Genomic DNA, 15,749 nt, shown 5'->3' with positions numbered 1-15,749 from the left:
AGCAGCGTGAGGAATTCGTCGTGTCGGAAGGATTTTGGAGCCGCGTGACTGGCCCCCCGCTCGGTGTCGTGCCCGTCCCGATTCCCCGACCGCCGGCCCGTGGCGATGGGCATAGTCGCCGGCGAAGCGCATGTTCTCCCGAGACGCGCACGATCGCTGGCGACGCGCAGGCGCCGCGCCGCCGGGCCTGAGACCCGCGCCGGCGCCTGTTGCGACGCGCCATGGCGACGCGCAGGATTGCTCCGGACGCAAAGAATCCCTGGCGATGCTGGAATACCAGCATCGCCAGGGATTCGTCGTGGCGGAGAGGACGTTGGGCCGCGTCAGCTCTTGAGCTTGGGCTTGACGTCCTTGGTGTAGATGCCTTCCAAGGTGGCCTTGAGCGCCGTCATGGTGGCCTTGACGTCGCCCTGCTGGGTGAGGATGGCCGCGGCGGACTTGGCCATCTCCTGGTCCGCGCCCGGCAGGAACACCCGGGCATTGTCCTGCACGCGGGTCACGGTGAGCTGGTCCATGGCGGTCTTGATCTGCGGGGTGGCGGCCAGCACTGCGGTCATGTCGGCCGAGGTGCGGGTGGGCATGTAGCCGGTCGCGGCGGAGAACTGCACGGTGTTTTCCGGCTCCGTCATGAACTTCAGGAAGGTGGCGGCCGCGAGCTGGACCTCCTTGCTGACCCCGCTGGGGATGCCCAGTCCTGCGCCGCCGGTGGGGCACACCGGGCTTTCGTTCTTCGGACCGCCCGGCAGGTAGCCGACGCCCACGTTGAACGTCGCGGACTTCAGCACGCCCAGCAACGACCCCGTGGAGGAGATCGTGGAGGAGGTGATGCCGGCGGCGAAGTCATCGGCGGCTTCCTTGGACGAGACCCCGGCCCACTTGTCCTTGAAGATGGAGTCCTGCGCCCACTGCAGTGCGGCGACCGACTCGGCGGAGTCGCAGTTGACGGTCCACTCGTTGGACCAGCTGCCGCCCCAGCCCCACAGGTTGTTCTGCAGCGTCCAGCCGGCGTAACCGGCCAGTGCCGGGTAGATGTAGGCGTACTGGGCGCCGGAGGTTGCCTTCAGCTTCGGTGCCCACTCGGCAAACTCCTGCCAGGTCTTCGGTGCGCGGTCCGGCAGCCCAGCGGCCTTGAAGTGGTCCCTGTTGTAGTAGAAAAGCGGTGTTGAGCGGCCGTAGGGGAGCGCCCACTGCTTGTCCGCGTACTTGTAATCGGCAACGAGGGACTTCTGGAAGTCATCCACCTTGATGTCCAGCTGCTTGATCGCGCTGTCGAGGGCGATGATGTTGCCGTTGGAGTAGTACCGGAACCACCAGACGTCGGAGAGGACCACGAGGCCCGGGAGGCCGGATTTTGCGGCCTGCGAGGTCTGGAACTTCTGGGCGATTTCCTCGTAGTTGGCCCCGGCGGTGACCAGGTTGACCTTGATGTCCGGGAACTTGGCTTGGAACTGATCGATGATGGCCTTCTCCACGTCCTGGGACTTGCCCGGGTGGTTGGACCAAAAATCGAACGAGGCCGCGGGCTTGACCCCGCTGAAGTCGATGTCGGCGGCCGCGGTTGGGGCCGCCGGACCTGCGGTGGACGGGCCTCCGCAGGCAGACAGGGCGGCGGCGCCGGCGCCGGCACCTGCCAGTCCCAGGAAATGCCTCCGGTCAAGGTTCAATGCCATGGTGGATCCTCTCGATGATGCTGACTCGTTGATTGGCTGTCTTGCGTCGAACGAATGCGGGTGAAGTGGGACAGACGGCAGGGTCACCCGGTGACGCTGCCCTGGGTGAGCCCGGCCACGATGTAACGCTGCAGGGCTGCGAAGACCAGCAGGATGGGGAAGATCACGAGCACGGCACCGGCCATCAGGATGCCCCAGCCGGAGCCGTTGCCTTCAGAGTTCTGCAGCAGCGTCAGGCCCACCGGCAGCGTCATCGTCTCGGGGCGGTCGGTGATGATGAGCGGCCAGATGTAGTCGTTCCATTCGCTTACGACGACGACGAGTGCCACCGTGGCGATGGAGGGGCCGGAGACCGGCGCCACGATCTGCCAGAGGCGGCGCCAGTGGCCGGCGCCGTCGATCTCGGCCGATTCGAGGATGGAGGCGGGAAGCGTCATGAAGTGCTGGCGCAGCAGGAAGGTGCCGAACGCGGTGCCCAGGCCCGGGAGGATGATGCCCCACAGGGTGTTCTTGCCGCCCATGCCCGCGATCAGGATGTAGTTGGGCAGGATGGAAACCTGGGGCGGGACCATCAGGGCCACGAGGATCAGCACAAAGATGGCGTTCTTGTAGGGGAAGCGGACAAAGACCAGGGCGTAGGCGGTCAGGATGGCCAGGAGGACCTTGATGGTGGCGCCCACGCTGGTGACGATCAGGCTGTTCACGAAGAACTGGGTGAACGGCACGGTCGTCATGGCGATGTTGTAGTTTTCGAGGTTCAGGCTCTGCGGCAGGATCTTCAGGTCCATCGTGATGATCTCGCCGGGCTGTTTGAGGGAACTTAGAACCATCCACAGCAGGGGCAGGAAAACCACCAGGGTGGCCAGGACCAGCGGAAGGTAGCCGCCGCCAATCGTCTGGGCCAGGTTTGCCCGGGAGAAGGGCCGGTGACGCTGCAGCGGGATCTCCGGGCCGGCGTCGGGAGCGGCAGCGGGTGAATCGGCGGCAGGGTCAGGGCTGACGGGGGACAGCGTGCTCACGAGTAGTGCACCTTCCGTTCGACGAACCGCAACTGCAGCAGGGTGATGATGAGCAGGATGGCGAACAGAACCACTGAGATCGCGGCCGAGTAGCCCGCCCGGTTGAATGCCCCGAAGGCCTGGAGGTAGGCCTCGTAGATCAGCGTGCTGGTGCCGTTGCCCAGCGGGGTCATGATCCGGATCAGGTCGAAGGCCTGCAGCGAGCTCAGCATCGTGGTGATGAGCAGGAAGAACGTGGTGGGGGAGAGCAGCGGCAGGGACATGCTCAGGAAGCGCCGGAAGCCGTTGGCGCCATCGAGTGACGCGGCCTCCATGACATCCTGTGGCAGCGACTGCAGCCCGGCCAGATAGACGACCGCGCAGTAGCCCAGGTTTTTCCAGACGTAGACGATGATGACCATGACCAGGGACAACTGCGGATCATTGATCCACTGCGGGCTCTGCTGGCCGATGCCGCGCAGCAGCCAGGCCAGCACGCCGTAGCCGGGATCGAAAATGAACAGCCAGACGAGGCCGACGCCGACACCGCTGAGTACGTACGGGGCGAAGACGGCTGAGCGCGCGAAGGTTGTGCCGCGGATTTTGGAGTTCAGGGCAAGGGCCACCAGCAGGCCAAGCAGCATGGAACCGCCAACCGTGATGAGGGTGAACACGGCGGTGGTGCCCAGGACCTTGGTGGCGTCCGTGCTGGTGAAGAACGTGACGTAGTTGTCCAGGCCCACCACCGTGGCCGAGGCCGAGCCCAGGGTCCAGTCGAGGGTGGAGTAGTAGATGTTGTTGAAGAGCGGAAGATAGGTGAAAACCGCAATCAGGAGAAGGTTGGGCAGGGCCAGGGCCAGGAAGACAAAGAAGTCCCGGCGGGCTCTGGGGGACCAGCGGCGTCGCGGGGTCGCGGCCGGTTTGGTCTCGACGGCGGCGCGGGGCCGGTCGGTCAATTGTCGCGTCATTCAGGTCTCTAACGGGTCCTTGCCTGCGGTGGCAGACGGGTGGGCGGGGATACCTTGCTATCACTTCACCACATGGTTGGTGGGCAGAACCCCGCACAAGACCCCGAGGGAGCTTTGTTGTCCAAGGCTTCGTCGCCTGTTAACGCTGTGTTGCCTGCAGTATTACATACCGCTTGTCAGGGATCCGGATATCATCTCGCGATTCGTCAAGTCGGTGGAGAGTTCCGTGGAGGCAGTGGTGTTGCGCCGGAGCGCACAATAGAGCCATGACTGCGATAACGGACGTGCCGGGGCTGAGGGTCGGCCACGCCGGCCGGACGGGCGGCGGCTGGCTGAGCGGAGTGACGGTTGTGCTGCCTCCGCCCGGGACGGTGGGCTCCGTCGATGTCCGGGGCGGGGGCCCCGGGACGCACGAGACTGACGCCCTCGACCCCACGACGCTGAGCCGTACCGTGGACGCCGTCGTGCTCACCGGGGGAAGCGCCTTCGGCCTCGCCGCGGCCCACGGAGCCCAGCAATGGTGCGAGGAGAACGGCAGGGGCTTCCCGGTCACGGGCGGCGTGGTTCCGATCGTGCCGGCGGCGGCCATCTTCGACCTCGGCCGGGGCGGGGACTTCTCCGCCCGGCCCGACGCCGCCATGGGCTACGCGGCCACCGCCGACGCTGCCGCCCGCCAGGAAGCGCACGACGTCGAACGCGGCAACGTCGGCGCCGGCACCGGAGCAGCAATCGGCCGGGGGACATACAAGGGGGGAGTAGGCACAGCCTCCATGACCCTCGAGAACGGGGTCGTCGTGGGGGCGGTAGCAGTAGTCAACGCCCTGGGACTCCCTTATGGCACATCGCCGCCGCAGCCGGAACCCGGCAGCGTGCGTCTAAGCGACGAAGGAGCGAGCACGCCGAGGGTTGCGGCTGCTGCGGCGAAAGCCGGGAACGGCACACGGGGCGCGTCAGCGCCGCCGGGAGAGCCGCCGCCCCTGAATACAACCCTCGTCGTCGTCGCCACGAACGCGGTCCTGGACAAGGCCGAATGCAAACGCACTGCGTCGGCCGCCCACGCCGGCCTGGCGCGGGCGCTGAACCCCAGCCACACCCTGGCGGACGGGGACACAGTGTTTTGCCTCGCCACCGGTGCGCTCGCGCTGGACCGCAGCAGCGAGAGCGCCCGGCAGGTGAGTCTCATCACCCTGCAGAGTGCGGCAGCCGACGTCGTGCGCCTTGCCATCCTCGACGGGATCGCCTGCGCGGAGGCCGTGAGCACGCCGGCGGGCGAATTTGGTGCATACGGAGGCTGAGTGCGCTACGATTGCTGGATTTAACATTCGGCCCGTTATGGCGTAATGTTGTCTGTTGGTTGTCTGCCCTGTTGTGCCCTTTTGGGGCCGGGAGGCATCAGCCAATCAATCAAAAAACGTCCGCGGTGATTTTCGGTGCAAACCGAAGGGCTGCGGCAAACAACAGTTAGCGGAGGGTATGGCCAAGAAGGACGGGGTCATTGAGATCGAGGGCGTTGTGACTGAGGCGCTGCCTAACGCGATGTTTCGCGTTGAGCTCACCAACAAGCACATCGTTCTGGCACACATCTCTGGAAAGATGCGCCAGCACTACATCAGGATTCTCCCTGAGGACCGGGTAGTGGTGGAGCTGAGCCCGTACGACCTGACACGTGGTCGTATCGTCTACCGCTACAAGTAAACACTGGGCGGCCAGAGCAACAGCCGAAGGCCGGTCCAGCTGACCACTGCAACACGCAAAGGAACGCCATGAAGGTCAAGCCGAGCGTCAAGCAGATCTGCGAAAAGTGCAAAGTGATCCGCCGTAATGGCCGGGTCATGGTGATCTGCGAGAACCCGCGCCACAAGCAGCGCCAGGGCTAATTTCCCTCTTCGGGAAATCCTGGGTTGCTAACCCACGCAAGTAAATAAAAGGCAGCACAAGCTGATTTGGGACGTATGGGCCCGTACAGCTAACCCCCGGTCGGAGGCTGGGGCCGCACGGATCGTGCGGGTGTACTGCCTACGACCTCCGGTTTATACAAGGAGCACTGCCTCTATGGCTCGTCTCGCTGGCGTAGACATTCCCCGCGAAAAGCGGTTGGAAATTGCGCTTACTTACATCTACGGCGTGGGCAAGACCCGTGCACACGAAACCCTGGCTGCCACCGGCATCAGCGCGGACGTTCGGGTCAAGGACCTGTCCGACGCCGAGCTCGTCCAGCTGCGTGATTACATTGAAGGCAACTACAAGGTTGAGGGTGACCTTCGCCGCGAAGTAGCAGCAGATATCCGCCGCAAGGTTGAAATCGGCAGCTACGAAGGTATTCGCCACCGTAAGGGCCTGCCAGTGCGCGGACAGCGTACGAAGACGAACGCACGTACCCGTAAGGGTCCGAAGCGCACCGTTGCAGGCAAGAAGAAGACCCGCTAAACCGCTCGTCTTCCCCCCGATAACTTTCTGTAGGAGAAATAATGCCCCCGAAGACTCGTGGCGCGGTTCGCAAGCCGCGTAAGAAGGACAAAAAGAATATCGCGCTGGGCCAGGCGCACATCAAGAGCACCTTTAACAACACCATCGTTTCCATCACGGATCCGAATGGCGCTGTCATCTCCTGGGCTTCGTCCGGTGAGGTTGGCTTCAAGGGCTCACGTAAGTCCACCCCGTTCGCAGCCCAGATGGCCGCCGAAGCCGCCGCAAAGCGTGCGCAGGAGCACGGTATGCGCAAGGTTGACGTATTCGTCAAGGGCCCGGGTTCGGGTCGCGAAACGGCTATCCGTTCGCTGCAGGCTGCTGGCCTTGAGGTTGGATCCATCCAGGATGTAACCCCCAGCGCCCACAACGGCTGCCGTCCGCCGAAGCGCCGCCGCGTCTAAGGCTTTCCAACGCACCGGTGCTTGCCCGGACCTTCACGGGTCCGGGCAAGCCCAGCCGCGTTAAGTCTCAGACCGATCTTTCCACCACCTGTGTTGCGTCATATAGCGGATGCTCGCCGAAAGGAAACCTAAGTGCTCATTGCACAGCGCCCCACCCTCTCCGAAGAGGTCGTCTCTGACAACCGCTCCCGTTTCATTATTGAACCGCTGGAGCCCGGTTTCGGTTACACCCTCGGAAACTCCCTCCGCCGTACCCTGCTCTCCTCCATCCCCGGTGCCTCTGTCACGAGCATCCGGATCGATGGCGTGCTGCACGAGTTCACCACTGTTCCGGGTGTCAAGGAAGATGTCACTGAGATCATCCTGAACATCAAGAACCTGTCGGTGTCCTCCGAGCACGACGAGCCGGTTGTTGCGTACCTGCGCAAGCAGGGCCCGGGAGTCGTCACCGCCGCGGACATCGCTCCGCCGGCCGGCGTCGAATTCCACAACCCGGATCTGCACATTGCCACGTTGAACTCGAAGGGCAAGTTCGAACTCGAACTGACCATCGAGCGCGGCCGCGGCTACGTTTCGGCAGCTCAGAACAAGTCCGGCGACTCCGAGATCGGCCGCATTCCGGTCGACTCGATCTACTCGCCGGTCCTGAAGGTTACTTTCCGCGTGGAAGCTACCCGTGTTGAGCAGCGCACTGACTTCGACAAGCTCATTGTCGACGTCGAGACCAAGCAGGCCATCGCCCCGCGCGATGCCGTTGCTTCGGCAGGTACCACCCTGGTGGAACTGTTCGGTCTGGCCCGCGAGCTGAACACCGCAGCTGAAGGTATCGAGATTGGCCCGTCGCCGACGGATGCTGCCCTGGCAGCAGACATGGCCCTGCCGATCGAGGATCTGGACCTCACCGTCCGTTCCTACAACTGCCTCAAGCGTGAGGGCATCCACACCGTGGGTGAACTCGTGGCCCGCTCCGAGGCCGACCTCATGGACATCCGTAACTTCGGTGCGAAGTCCATCGATGAGGTCAAGGCAAAGCTGGTTGAACTGGGCTTGTCCCTCAAGGACTCGCCTCCCGGTTTTGACCTCGCAGCACGCGCCGCAGCAATTGAAGAGGACGACGCCGCTTTCAGCGACGACGAGCTCTAACAAACAGATCTTGGCCTGCCGGCTGGTTGCACCATGGTGTGCGCAGCCCAACGGCTTCCATATGAGGAGAAACTATTATGCCTACCCCCGCTAAGGGTCCGCGCCTCGGAGGCGGAGCAAGTCACGAGCGTCTGATGCTCGCGAACCTGTCCGCCGCACTGTTCGAGCACAAGCGGATCACCACCACGGTGACCAAGGCCAAGCGACTGAAGCCGTACGCCGAGCGCCTGGTGACCTTCGCCAAGCGTGGCGACCTGGCTTCCCGCCGCCGTGTACTCGGCTTGATCAGCGACAAGGGCATTGTCCACGAGCTGTTCACCGACATTGCACAGGCAGTGGAGAACCGCAACGGTGGCTACACCCGCATCACCAAGATCGGCAACCGCAAGGGCGACAACGCTCCCATGGCTGTCATCGAACTGGTTCTCGAGCCGGTTTCCGCCAAGCAGGCCGTCGTAGCCGAGGCTACCCAGGCTGCCGCCAAGGCTGCTCCGGCCGCCGAGGAAGCTCCCGCCGAGGCCGAGGTTGTGGAGACCGAAGCCGCTGAGTCCAAGTACGCCGGCTCCAAGCCTGCTACCGCTGACAACGCTGCTCCTGAGGGCTTCGCCGTCAAGGGCAACGAGGACTCCATGAAGTTCCACGTTCCGGGATCCCGCTGGTACGACTCGACGGTTGCTGAAGTTTGGTTCGACTCTGCAGAGTCGGCCGAAGCTGCCGGCTTCGCACCTGCCGGCGGCGACGCTGCGCAGGCTGGCGACGCTGAGTAGTCTCGCCTTATTTCACTAGTAGACTTGAGTCTATGAACGACCAGAAGCCCGCTGCCCCCGTTAGAGGGGGCGGCGGGTTTTTGCGTGTCCGGCTTGATCTTGCGTACGACGGCGGTCCCTTCAGCGGGTGGGCTGTCCAGCCCGGACGGCGCACCGTCCAGGGCACGCTCGAAGAGGCCATTGCACTGCTCATCCGCCGGCCCATCAGGGTCACTGTCGCCGGGCGGACCGACGCCGGGGTGCACGCCCGCGGCCAGGTGGTCCACGTGGACTTCACCGAGACGGAGTGGATGGGCCTGAACCGCGGCGTGGAACTGGACCCGGCGGTTGCCCTGCTGCGTCGGCTGCGGGGCGCTCTCAGCCGCGGGCTCGGGGACCTGACCGGGGCGGTCGAGGTCCACAAGGTCTCCATTGCTCCGGCGGGCTTCGACGCGCGGTTCTCCGCGCTTTGGCGCCGCTACAGCTACCGGATCGCGGACGGGCCCGCCCTCTGGGATCCGCTCGGCCGGACCTCCACGCTGTGGCATCAGGACCGGCTGGACGTCGGGCTGCTCAACGAAGGCGCCTCGCAGCTGTTGGGACTGCAGGATTTCCGGTCCTACTGCAAGCCGCGGGAAGGCGCCACCACTATCCGGGAACTTCAGCGCTTTGAGTTTGCCCGGGGTGCCGACGGGGTCATTGTGGCCACGGTCCAGGCGGATGCGTTCTGCCACAACATGGTGCGGTCCCTCGTGGGATCGGCCCTGTTCGTGGGGGCCGGCATCGAGAAGCCGGTGTGGCTCCTGGAACGGCTGCTGGCCCGCCAGCGCGACGCGAAGTCGGTCCTCTCGGCCCCGCACCCGCTGGTGCTGGAAGAAGTCGCGTACCCCTCGGCCAGCGGGCTGCTGGCCAGGGCCGAGCTGACGCGGGCCCTGCGCCAGTAGGGCTGCCCGCCCAGTCCCAACCCCGCTACGAGGCCGGGGTGGCCGCCCGGGCGGGGAGTTCCAGGGTGAAGGTGCTCCCGCAGCCAGGCAGCGTGCGGCAGGAAATGCTGCCGCCGTGGCGTTCGACGATCGCCTTGGTGATGGACAGTCCCAGACCGATGCCGGGAACCGAGCCTCCGCGGACCGCGGGGCTTCGGAAGAACCGGGTGAAGATCCGGTCGGCGTCGGCGGCTGTCATGCCCATTCCGTCATCCTCCACGTGCACCAAGACCCGGCCACCCTCCTGGCTGGCGGAGACGCGGACGGCGCCGCCAACGGGCGAATACTTGATGGCGTTGGATACGAGGTTGTCGACGGCCTGACTGATCCGCAACGGATCAACTTCGGCCCAGAGCGTTGCCGGGACGTCCGTGGAGAGCGAGACCTGGGCTGCCTGGGCAAGGGCCTGGGCGGAGCCGACGCTGGCTTCGAGAAGAGCAGCCAGATCGGTCCGGCGCGGGTGGACGTGCAGTGCTGAGTCGGCGGACACCAGCAGGTCCGAGACCAGGGCCAGCAGCCGTTCAGCGTTCCGTTGCGCGACTTCGATCCGGCGCACGGCGGTGGGGGAGAGCTCTTCCGATTCGCCGAGCACCAGATCCAGGTTGCCGATGATGGACGTCAGCGGTGTGCGGAACTCGTGCGAGACATTGGCGACGAGGTTGTCCTTGGCCGTCAGGGCGTCGACCACCTCCGCGACCTCGTCGCTGAGCTGCCGCTCGCGTTCCAGGCTGACCTTGAGGAGGGCACTGAGTTCGGTTTCCCGGCCTCCGGTTAGCCGGAACAAATTCTGCAGACGCCGCGGGAAGCCCGCCAGATGACTCTCCGGGTTCCGGACCAGTTGCTGTTTACCCAATGAAGCCGCGCCCCTTTCTCGCTGCCTCAATTTAACAGCACTCGTCACGTTAGCTTGACACAGGATGAATATTTGTGGCCACGGCTGTGCCTAAACAGTTTTTCGCGACATTGCGTGGGTAGTCTGACACTACTGGTGCACCAAGAGTGCACTGCAGTAACAGCGCGGCGCTATGGGGGGTAGCTGCCGCAGCATCAGATGCAAAGGGGGGGCCATGACTGACTTGGGAGTTGCAGTCGTCGTCGAGGACGACGACGACGTACGTCACCTTGTGGAGGCCGTGCTGAGCCAGGCGGGATTTGACGTCCACGGCGCAGCCAGCGGGCGTGAGGGGGTCGAGGTGGTGCGGAGCCGGAAGGCGAGCGTCGTCACCCTGGATGTGGGCCTTCACGATATTGACGGCTTCGAAGTCCTGCGCCGGATCCGGCAGTTCAGCGATGCCTATGTGGTCATGCTGACCGCGAGGACGGACGAGCTGGACACGCTGACGGCGCTGCACACCGGTGCCGACGACTTCATGACCAAACCTTTCCGGCCGCGCGAGCTCCGGGCCCGGGTGGCCGCCATGATGCGCAGGCCCCGGCTGGACGCCGCCGAAGACACCCCCAGGGAGCAGGCCTCACAGGGTCTGGCGCTGCCCCAGGATGCGGTATATCGGCACAACGGACTGGTGCTGAACCCGCACACCCGGTCGGTCACCCTTGACGGCGTTCCCACCAGCCTGACCCGAAGCGAGTTCGATCTCCTGCACGCCCTGCTGAAGGGGGCCGGTGCTGTCCGGTCGAAGGTCGATCTGGTGCGGGTGGTTCGGGGCGAGCACTACGGCGCGGACGCGTACATCGGCGAATCCGACGAGCGGGCTGTCGAGGTACATATTGGCAATCTGCGGCGCAAGCTGCGGGAGGATCCGCAGCGGCCCCGCTGGCTCCAGACGGTCCGCGGCGTGGGGTACCGGCTCGCGCCCGCCCTGGACTAACCGTCCCGGAGATTGTGGCTGAGCTGCAGCTCGCCCACCGTTTCGTTTCCGCTTTCTGCGACTTGACGAAGCAGCAACCGCGCGCGGTGGGCGTCGCGGACGCGGATGGCGTCCTCCAGCTCGCTGGCAAGCTCGGCCAGGCGGACGCCGCCAACCATCGCCGAGGATGTCTTCAAACTCAGGACGGCGTCCATTGCCGCGTCCTCATCACCGCTGTCGAGGGACGAAGCGAGGGACTGGTAGCGCTGGTCCCACATGTTTGTGTAGTCCCTGGCGAAGCCCTTGGCCACGGCAGGGCTGTCCAGCTGGGACCCGAGTTCCTGGAGCGCGGAGGGGTCCACCAGTGGGGGCGTGGTGTCGGCCGGCGCTGGGGCCAGGCCTGCACCGGCCGGGCTTACGCCGGTCCGACCCGTGCCGCAGGTGCAGGCGCCGGCGGAGAAGTCATTGTTCGCGTCACCGTCGTCTGAATCACCTTGAAAGGACATGTGACCACGCTACTTCCTGCTCCGGGCGGTACCTGGCGAACCTGTTGATCCTGCGGCAACCTTGCGGCTTTCCGGAGGGCTTCCTGCGTTCTGCCCTGCGGTTTCCCGTGGCCGGCCCGTTCCCGCCGGCTGCTGTGCGCACACTTGTGAGTTCGGCAGGATCCGTGCCCAGCGCGAGCATCTCCCGTTTGCCGGGTCGCGGTTGACAGAATGACCCCCTTGGCGCTGGTCCAAGGCCGTCCGGCAGCTGGGCTGTCAGCCGGGGATCCGAATCAGGTGGGAGTTCCCGCTGATCGCATTGATCGCCGAGACAAAAATCGGGCCAAGTTCTGATCCGCTGGCCGCGCAGAAGAAGAAGTCGCCATCCGCGTTCTCCGCAGCCCGCTTGGCAGGGGTCTGGCAGTCGTTACTGGCAGTACTGGCGACCCCGGGACTCTTCTCCGAGGCAGCAGCGGCGAGCACATCGCGGACAAGTACGCCGCTACCGCAAGAGTCTGTGTTTGCGCTTCCGAAGCCGACAGTGATGATGAGGATGTCTTTGAACTTGGCATCGGCCGCGACGTCCTTCAGGTTTTTGCAGGCAGCGGCAACGGTTGAACTTCCGATGTCGCCGGGAGTGTTTACTGCTGTGGAGCCTGCCATGTTACTCTCGTTCGGCTGGCCGTCGGTCTCCAGGATTATGGCCTTGCGCGCAGTTCCAGCGCGCGCGGGCAGCGCCAACAAGTTGTTTGGGTCTTTGCCGAGAACGTAGCGTGCGGCGGCCTTTAAGGGCGACGCAAGGTATGTGCCAAAGCCCGACGACTTGTTCAAACAAGATATTGCTTTGACGAGCGTGCTGTTGCCGTTGGCGGTCGGTGTAGTACCGGGACTGTTGTAGTCGTTGGAGAAGGGAACCGGGATCCAAGGGCCTTCCGTGGCCGAGCCGGACGGATTGGTCTGGCAACCGCCGACGATGGGGCTGCTCCTGTGGATGGTGCCAAATGCCACATACTGCTGATCCCTGGACATGGTCAGGAGAGTGTTCTTGATCCCGGTCTTCATGTCCGTGATGTTCTGGTCACTCATGCTGCTGGTGCGGTCAGCGACAATGGCGATGTCCATGGGGTTGGGGCTTTGAGAGCCGCAGGAGCCTTTGCACGCATCCGACGCCAGCGATCCGGTGTTTCCGGTGTTGATCCCAATCACGGGGGCGAACTGGAACGCGACGTTCTTATCGTCGGTTACCGTAATTGAGTTACAGGAGATTCCAGTCCCCGGGATGCAGGGTATCGCGCAGATAGTCATGTCACATCTGGCACCCGACGTCGTTCCTGCGTTGCAGACGCTGGGGATCTGGCTGCTTTGCACCGTCCGGGCAGCACCTGTTGAAGCGACCACGCACCAGAAGGTGACCGTGGGTGCCGCTGCGGGGTCGTTGGCCCGGGCGAAGGAGATCGCGGCATTACGGGCGGCCACCGGATCGCCTGGGAGCGACGCTGCACCGGCCAGAGCGCCGGCGTCCAGCGCGTTGCTCAGGTGCTGGCGCTCGTACACCAGCGCGCCGACGTCGAGGGCCATTGCCAGGGCTCCGAAGAGGACAGGAATCGTCAGGGCGAAGATGACTGCAGCCGCTCCACGCTCCCGGGATGCCTTGCCGGGGTTGTTCTTTTCCTTCACGTGCTCCCGGCTATTGCTGACGCGACGTCGCCGCTTCACGAACGATCCTGGTGTCAAGGCGTGCATGATCCTCCGGTCCAACGCTGTGCGCCCGAGGCCACAACCGCCGGGCTTTCCATTTTCATAACGGCTTTGGCCTCGAAGACGCCGCCGAGTACCCAGGAATAGAAACCGGTCAGGGAGGACTCGGGGTAGCGCAGGCAAACGACCATAACTCCCGGAGCCCCTGCTGACGTGTCGACGGCGAACCGAACCTGGAGTTGGCTGCTGTCCAGTGAACCCGCTGCGTGGTTGGCGGACGCAATGACGTCACCTTGCGTCACCCCCTGCCTCGCACTTTCGCGGGCCGCTCCCTGCAGGCTGACGCTTTGACCGAAGGCAATCCCAAAGTCGATCACGCCAAGGAGCATGGACAGGAGCAAGGGCAGAATCAAGGCAAATTCAACTGCCGTGGCACCGCGCTGCCGGTCATCCCGAACCTGTCGATGACGTGTTTTGGACTTACGCATCTCTTGCTCCTTTCAATCCGAAAGTGATTCCTGAACCGCGTGCCGGTCGGATGCATTCGTCAACGGCCCGAAAATGTGGCGATGGTGTTAATGACGGCCGGGCCAAGGATGACGATAAACAGCGGCGGGAAGATAAAGAGAAGCAGCGGAAATACCACCGCCACTGGAAGTTTCATGGCTTTTTCCTCTGCCCGAAGACGTCGCCTGATCCGCATCTGGTCCGCCTGGGGTTTCAATACCCGCGCCACGGAAAGTCCCTGTACGTCAGCCTGGACGATTGCGCTCACGAAGCTCTTCAACTCCGGAACCGAGGACCGCGCGGCCATGGCTTTGTAGGCGTCACGGCGTGTACTCCCGGCCTGGATGTCCTGCAGCGTCCGCACCATCTCTTCCGCGACGGGACCAGAACCGTTCGCCCCCACCCGGGACATGGCGACCTCGAACCCCAGTCCTGCCTCGACCGAGATCAGCAGTTGGTCCATGACATTGGGCAGATCCAGCCGCAACCTCGCCTGGCGCTTCGTACCGCTGTTGTAAACGAGCAGGTCGGGAAGGACGTAGCAGGCCGCCGTCAGACCGACAGACATCAGCCCACCTTGCGGGCTCTTTGCTCCACCGAAAAGAACGGTTAGCAGGGCACCGCCAAGGGCCGCCAGCGGTTTCAGCGTCAGGAGGCGGTCCAGCGGCATTGAGGCAGGCCGTCCCGCCTTCCCGAGCATCTGGTCCAAGTGGTGCACATAAGCTGTCGGTGTCAGCTTGCGCGCCAGAAGGACCAGCCGGTGGGGACCGGTCTCGGAAACACCGGGCTGCGAGGTTGAAGCAGCGGCGAGCCTGGATTGGATCAAACGGCCGGTGGCCCTGTCGACGCCAATCAGTGACCAGGCAAAGTAGGTCAAGGGAAGGATAATACTTGCGATCAGTAGCCAGACTGTGGGGGTCAATGTGCTCAGCTCCTTAGAATGCGATCTTGACCATGCGGCTGATCCAGAAGGATCCGATGGCCATCATGACCACGCTGACGGCCATGAGTAGCCAGCCCAGCATGGTCTCCGTCAGGACGGCCATGTACCCCGGATTGACGAGATTGATGAAGATTGCGACGAAGAACGGCAAGGCAATCAGGATGTATGCCGAGAATTTTCCTTCCGCCGCCAAAGCACGGATTTGGCCCTTGATCTGGGCCCTTTCGCGCACCGTGTCTGCAACGTGGTCGAGCACCCCGGCCAAGTCGCCGCCAACCTCACGGTTGATCTCAATTGCCTGGCTGAGCCACTGGAAGTCCTCGCACTGCAACCTCAGGCCTACCTCGGCCATGGACTCTGAAAGCGGACGGCCGACCCTGTCCTCGTTGACGATCCTGGCGAGTTCCTCACCCATCGGAGCCGACATCTCTACGCTGGCGCTGCGCATGCTCTGGGCGATGCTGTGGCCGGCACGCAGGCTGCCGGAGAGGGACATGAGCATGTCGCTGAGCTGGGCCTCGAAGGCGGCACGGCGGCGGCCGGTTCTGAATGAGATAAGGGCCTTGGCGGCCACCGGACACATGCCGGCGAACACGACGGCCAGAAGCCAGCCCTGCAGCACGTAGCCCGCTAGACCCAGAATGAACGCGGCAACCAAGACCAGGACTGCGAATTCGGCGGGCTGGAGTTTCAGGCCCGCCCCCCCGAGTGCATCTCGACCGAAAGGGCCGCTGTTCTTGTGTCCGACGCGACGCTCCATGGCCGCGACAGTGACGCCGCTCAGCTTCGAAACCATCGAGGAGTTGGACTCCGCCGGCGGCCTTCTCCGGTCGACGTGGATGTCGGTGTACCGGGGCCGGAAGGCCACAAAAAAGCCGAGGGCCACGGCGAGCAGAATGAGCACGGCACCTGCAAGCAAAACAGAATCCT

Annotated in this window: 18 protein-coding genes; 9 read left to right on the top strand and 9 right to left on the bottom strand. The window is 64.2% G+C overall.

What is annotated here, in order from left to right; translation table 11 throughout:
- Positions 1–323 precede the first annotated feature (323 nt).
- The 3 genes from QCD75_RS01765 to QCD75_RS01755 all read right to left on the bottom strand — a co-directional run bounded on the left by QCD75_RS01765 (position 324) and on the right by QCD75_RS01755 (position 3,636).
- Positions 324–1,670 (bottom strand): ABC transporter substrate-binding protein, encoded by a 1,347-nt coding sequence (locus tag QCD75_RS01765; protein ID WP_301225090.1) that lies wholly within the window; start codon positions 1,668–1,670, stop codon positions 324–326.
- An 83-nt stretch (positions 1,671–1,753) separates the two neighbouring features.
- Positions 1,754–2,689, bottom strand: a complete 936-nt coding sequence (locus tag QCD75_RS01760; RefSeq protein WP_301225088.1) for a carbohydrate ABC transporter permease — start codon at positions 2,687–2,689, stop codon at positions 1,754–1,756.
- The gene (locus tag QCD75_RS01755; protein ID WP_301225086.1) at positions 2,686–3,636 is read right to left on the bottom strand and encodes a carbohydrate ABC transporter permease; all 951 of its coding nucleotides are present in this window, start codon (positions 3,634–3,636) and stop codon (positions 2,686–2,688) included. Before QCD75_RS01755 ends, QCD75_RS01760 begins: the two co-directional genes overlap by 4 nt.
- Before the next feature lie 266 nt (positions 3,637–3,902).
- Here QCD75_RS01755 and QCD75_RS01750 point away from each other — a divergent pair, with 266 nt between their 5' ends.
- From QCD75_RS01750 to QCD75_RS01715, 8 genes are all read left to right on the top strand, one after another.
- Positions 3,903–4,931 (top strand): P1 family peptidase, encoded by a 1,029-nt coding sequence (locus tag QCD75_RS01750; protein ID WP_301225084.1) that lies wholly within the window; start codon positions 3,903–3,905, stop codon positions 4,929–4,931.
- 178 nt (positions 4,932–5,109) lie between these two features.
- A complete protein-coding gene (infA, locus tag QCD75_RS01745; protein WP_009358723.1) occupies positions 5,110–5,331 on the top strand; it encodes a translation initiation factor IF-1 in 222 nt (73 codons plus the stop codon).
- A gap of 68 nt (positions 5,332–5,399) precedes the next feature.
- Entirely contained in the window at positions 5,400–5,513 is a 114-nt protein-coding gene (rpmJ, locus tag QCD75_RS01740) for a 50S ribosomal protein L36 (RefSeq protein ID WP_009358722.1), read from the top strand.
- A 175-nt stretch (positions 5,514–5,688) separates the two neighbouring features.
- Positions 5,689–6,063, top strand: a complete 375-nt coding sequence (gene rpsM, locus QCD75_RS01735) for a 30S ribosomal protein S13 (RefSeq protein ID WP_024366110.1) — start codon at positions 5,689–5,691, stop codon at positions 6,061–6,063.
- 41 nt (positions 6,064–6,104) lie between these two features.
- Positions 6,105–6,506 carry a 30S ribosomal protein S11 gene (gene rpsK / locus QCD75_RS01730; RefSeq protein WP_018773682.1) on the top strand — a complete coding sequence of 134 codons (402 nt, stop codon included), beginning with the start codon at positions 6,105–6,107 and terminating at the stop codon, positions 6,504–6,506.
- A 132-nt stretch (positions 6,507–6,638) separates the two neighbouring features.
- Positions 6,639–7,649: a DNA-directed RNA polymerase subunit alpha gene (locus QCD75_RS01725; RefSeq protein ID WP_024366109.1), complete on the top strand. Its 1,011-nt coding sequence runs from the start codon at positions 6,639–6,641 to the stop codon at positions 7,647–7,649.
- A 77-nt stretch (positions 7,650–7,726) separates the two neighbouring features.
- Positions 7,727–8,416, top strand: a complete 690-nt coding sequence (gene rplQ / locus QCD75_RS01720) for a 50S ribosomal protein L17, sunset domain variant (protein ID WP_301225071.1) — start codon at positions 7,727–7,729, stop codon at positions 8,414–8,416.
- Between the two features lie 32 nt (positions 8,417–8,448).
- On the top strand, positions 8,449–9,339 hold the full coding sequence (locus QCD75_RS01715; protein ID WP_301225069.1) for a tRNA pseudouridine synthase A: 891 nt from the start codon (positions 8,449–8,451) through the stop codon (positions 9,337–9,339).
- 25 nt (positions 9,340–9,364) lie between these two features.
- Here QCD75_RS01715 and QCD75_RS01710 read toward each other — a convergent pair whose 3' ends face one another.
- Positions 9,365–10,231, bottom strand: a complete 867-nt coding sequence (locus tag QCD75_RS01710; RefSeq protein WP_301225067.1) for a sensor histidine kinase — start codon at positions 10,229–10,231, stop codon at positions 9,365–9,367.
- A gap of 214 nt (positions 10,232–10,445) precedes the next feature.
- Here QCD75_RS01710 and QCD75_RS01705 point away from each other — a divergent pair, with 214 nt between their 5' ends.
- On the top strand, positions 10,446–11,207 hold the full coding sequence (locus QCD75_RS01705) for a response regulator transcription factor (RefSeq protein WP_301225065.1): 762 nt from the start codon (positions 10,446–10,448) through the stop codon (positions 11,205–11,207).
- Here QCD75_RS01705 and QCD75_RS01700 read toward each other — a convergent pair.
- From QCD75_RS01700 to QCD75_RS01680, 5 genes are all read right to left on the bottom strand, one after another.
- Positions 11,204–11,692, bottom strand: coding sequence for an Hpt domain-containing protein (locus QCD75_RS01700; protein WP_301225063.1), 489 nt, complete (start codon positions 11,690–11,692; stop codon positions 11,204–11,206). The genes QCD75_RS01705 and QCD75_RS01700 overlap by 4 nt on opposite strands.
- Before the next feature lie 255 nt (positions 11,693–11,947).
- Entirely contained in the window at positions 11,948–13,348 is a 1,401-nt protein-coding gene (locus QCD75_RS01695) for a pilus assembly protein (RefSeq protein ID WP_301225061.1), read from the bottom strand.
- A 53-nt stretch (positions 13,349–13,401) separates the two neighbouring features.
- Complete coding sequence (locus QCD75_RS01690; protein WP_301225058.1) at positions 13,402–13,857, bottom strand: TadE/TadG family type IV pilus assembly protein; 456 nt, start codon at positions 13,855–13,857, stop codon at positions 13,402–13,404.
- Between the two features lie 59 nt (positions 13,858–13,916).
- Positions 13,917–14,753: a type II secretion system F family protein gene (locus tag QCD75_RS01685; protein WP_301225056.1), complete on the bottom strand. Its 837-nt coding sequence runs from the start codon at positions 14,751–14,753 to the stop codon at positions 13,917–13,919.
- A gap of 58 nt (positions 14,754–14,811) precedes the next feature.
- On the bottom strand, positions 14,812–15,738 hold the full coding sequence (locus QCD75_RS01680; protein ID WP_301225054.1) for a type II secretion system F family protein: 927 nt from the start codon (positions 15,736–15,738) through the stop codon (positions 14,812–14,814).
- Between the last annotated feature and the right edge of the window lie 11 nt (positions 15,739–15,749).

The sequence above is a fragment of the Arthrobacter sp. PsM3 genome (assembly GCF_030433895.1).
GTDB lineage: Bacteria > Actinomycetota > Actinomycetes > Actinomycetales > Micrococcaceae > Arthrobacter.
Note: the sequence above shows the minus strand (reverse complement) of the source record. Positions and strands in the feature narration are given on the sequence as shown.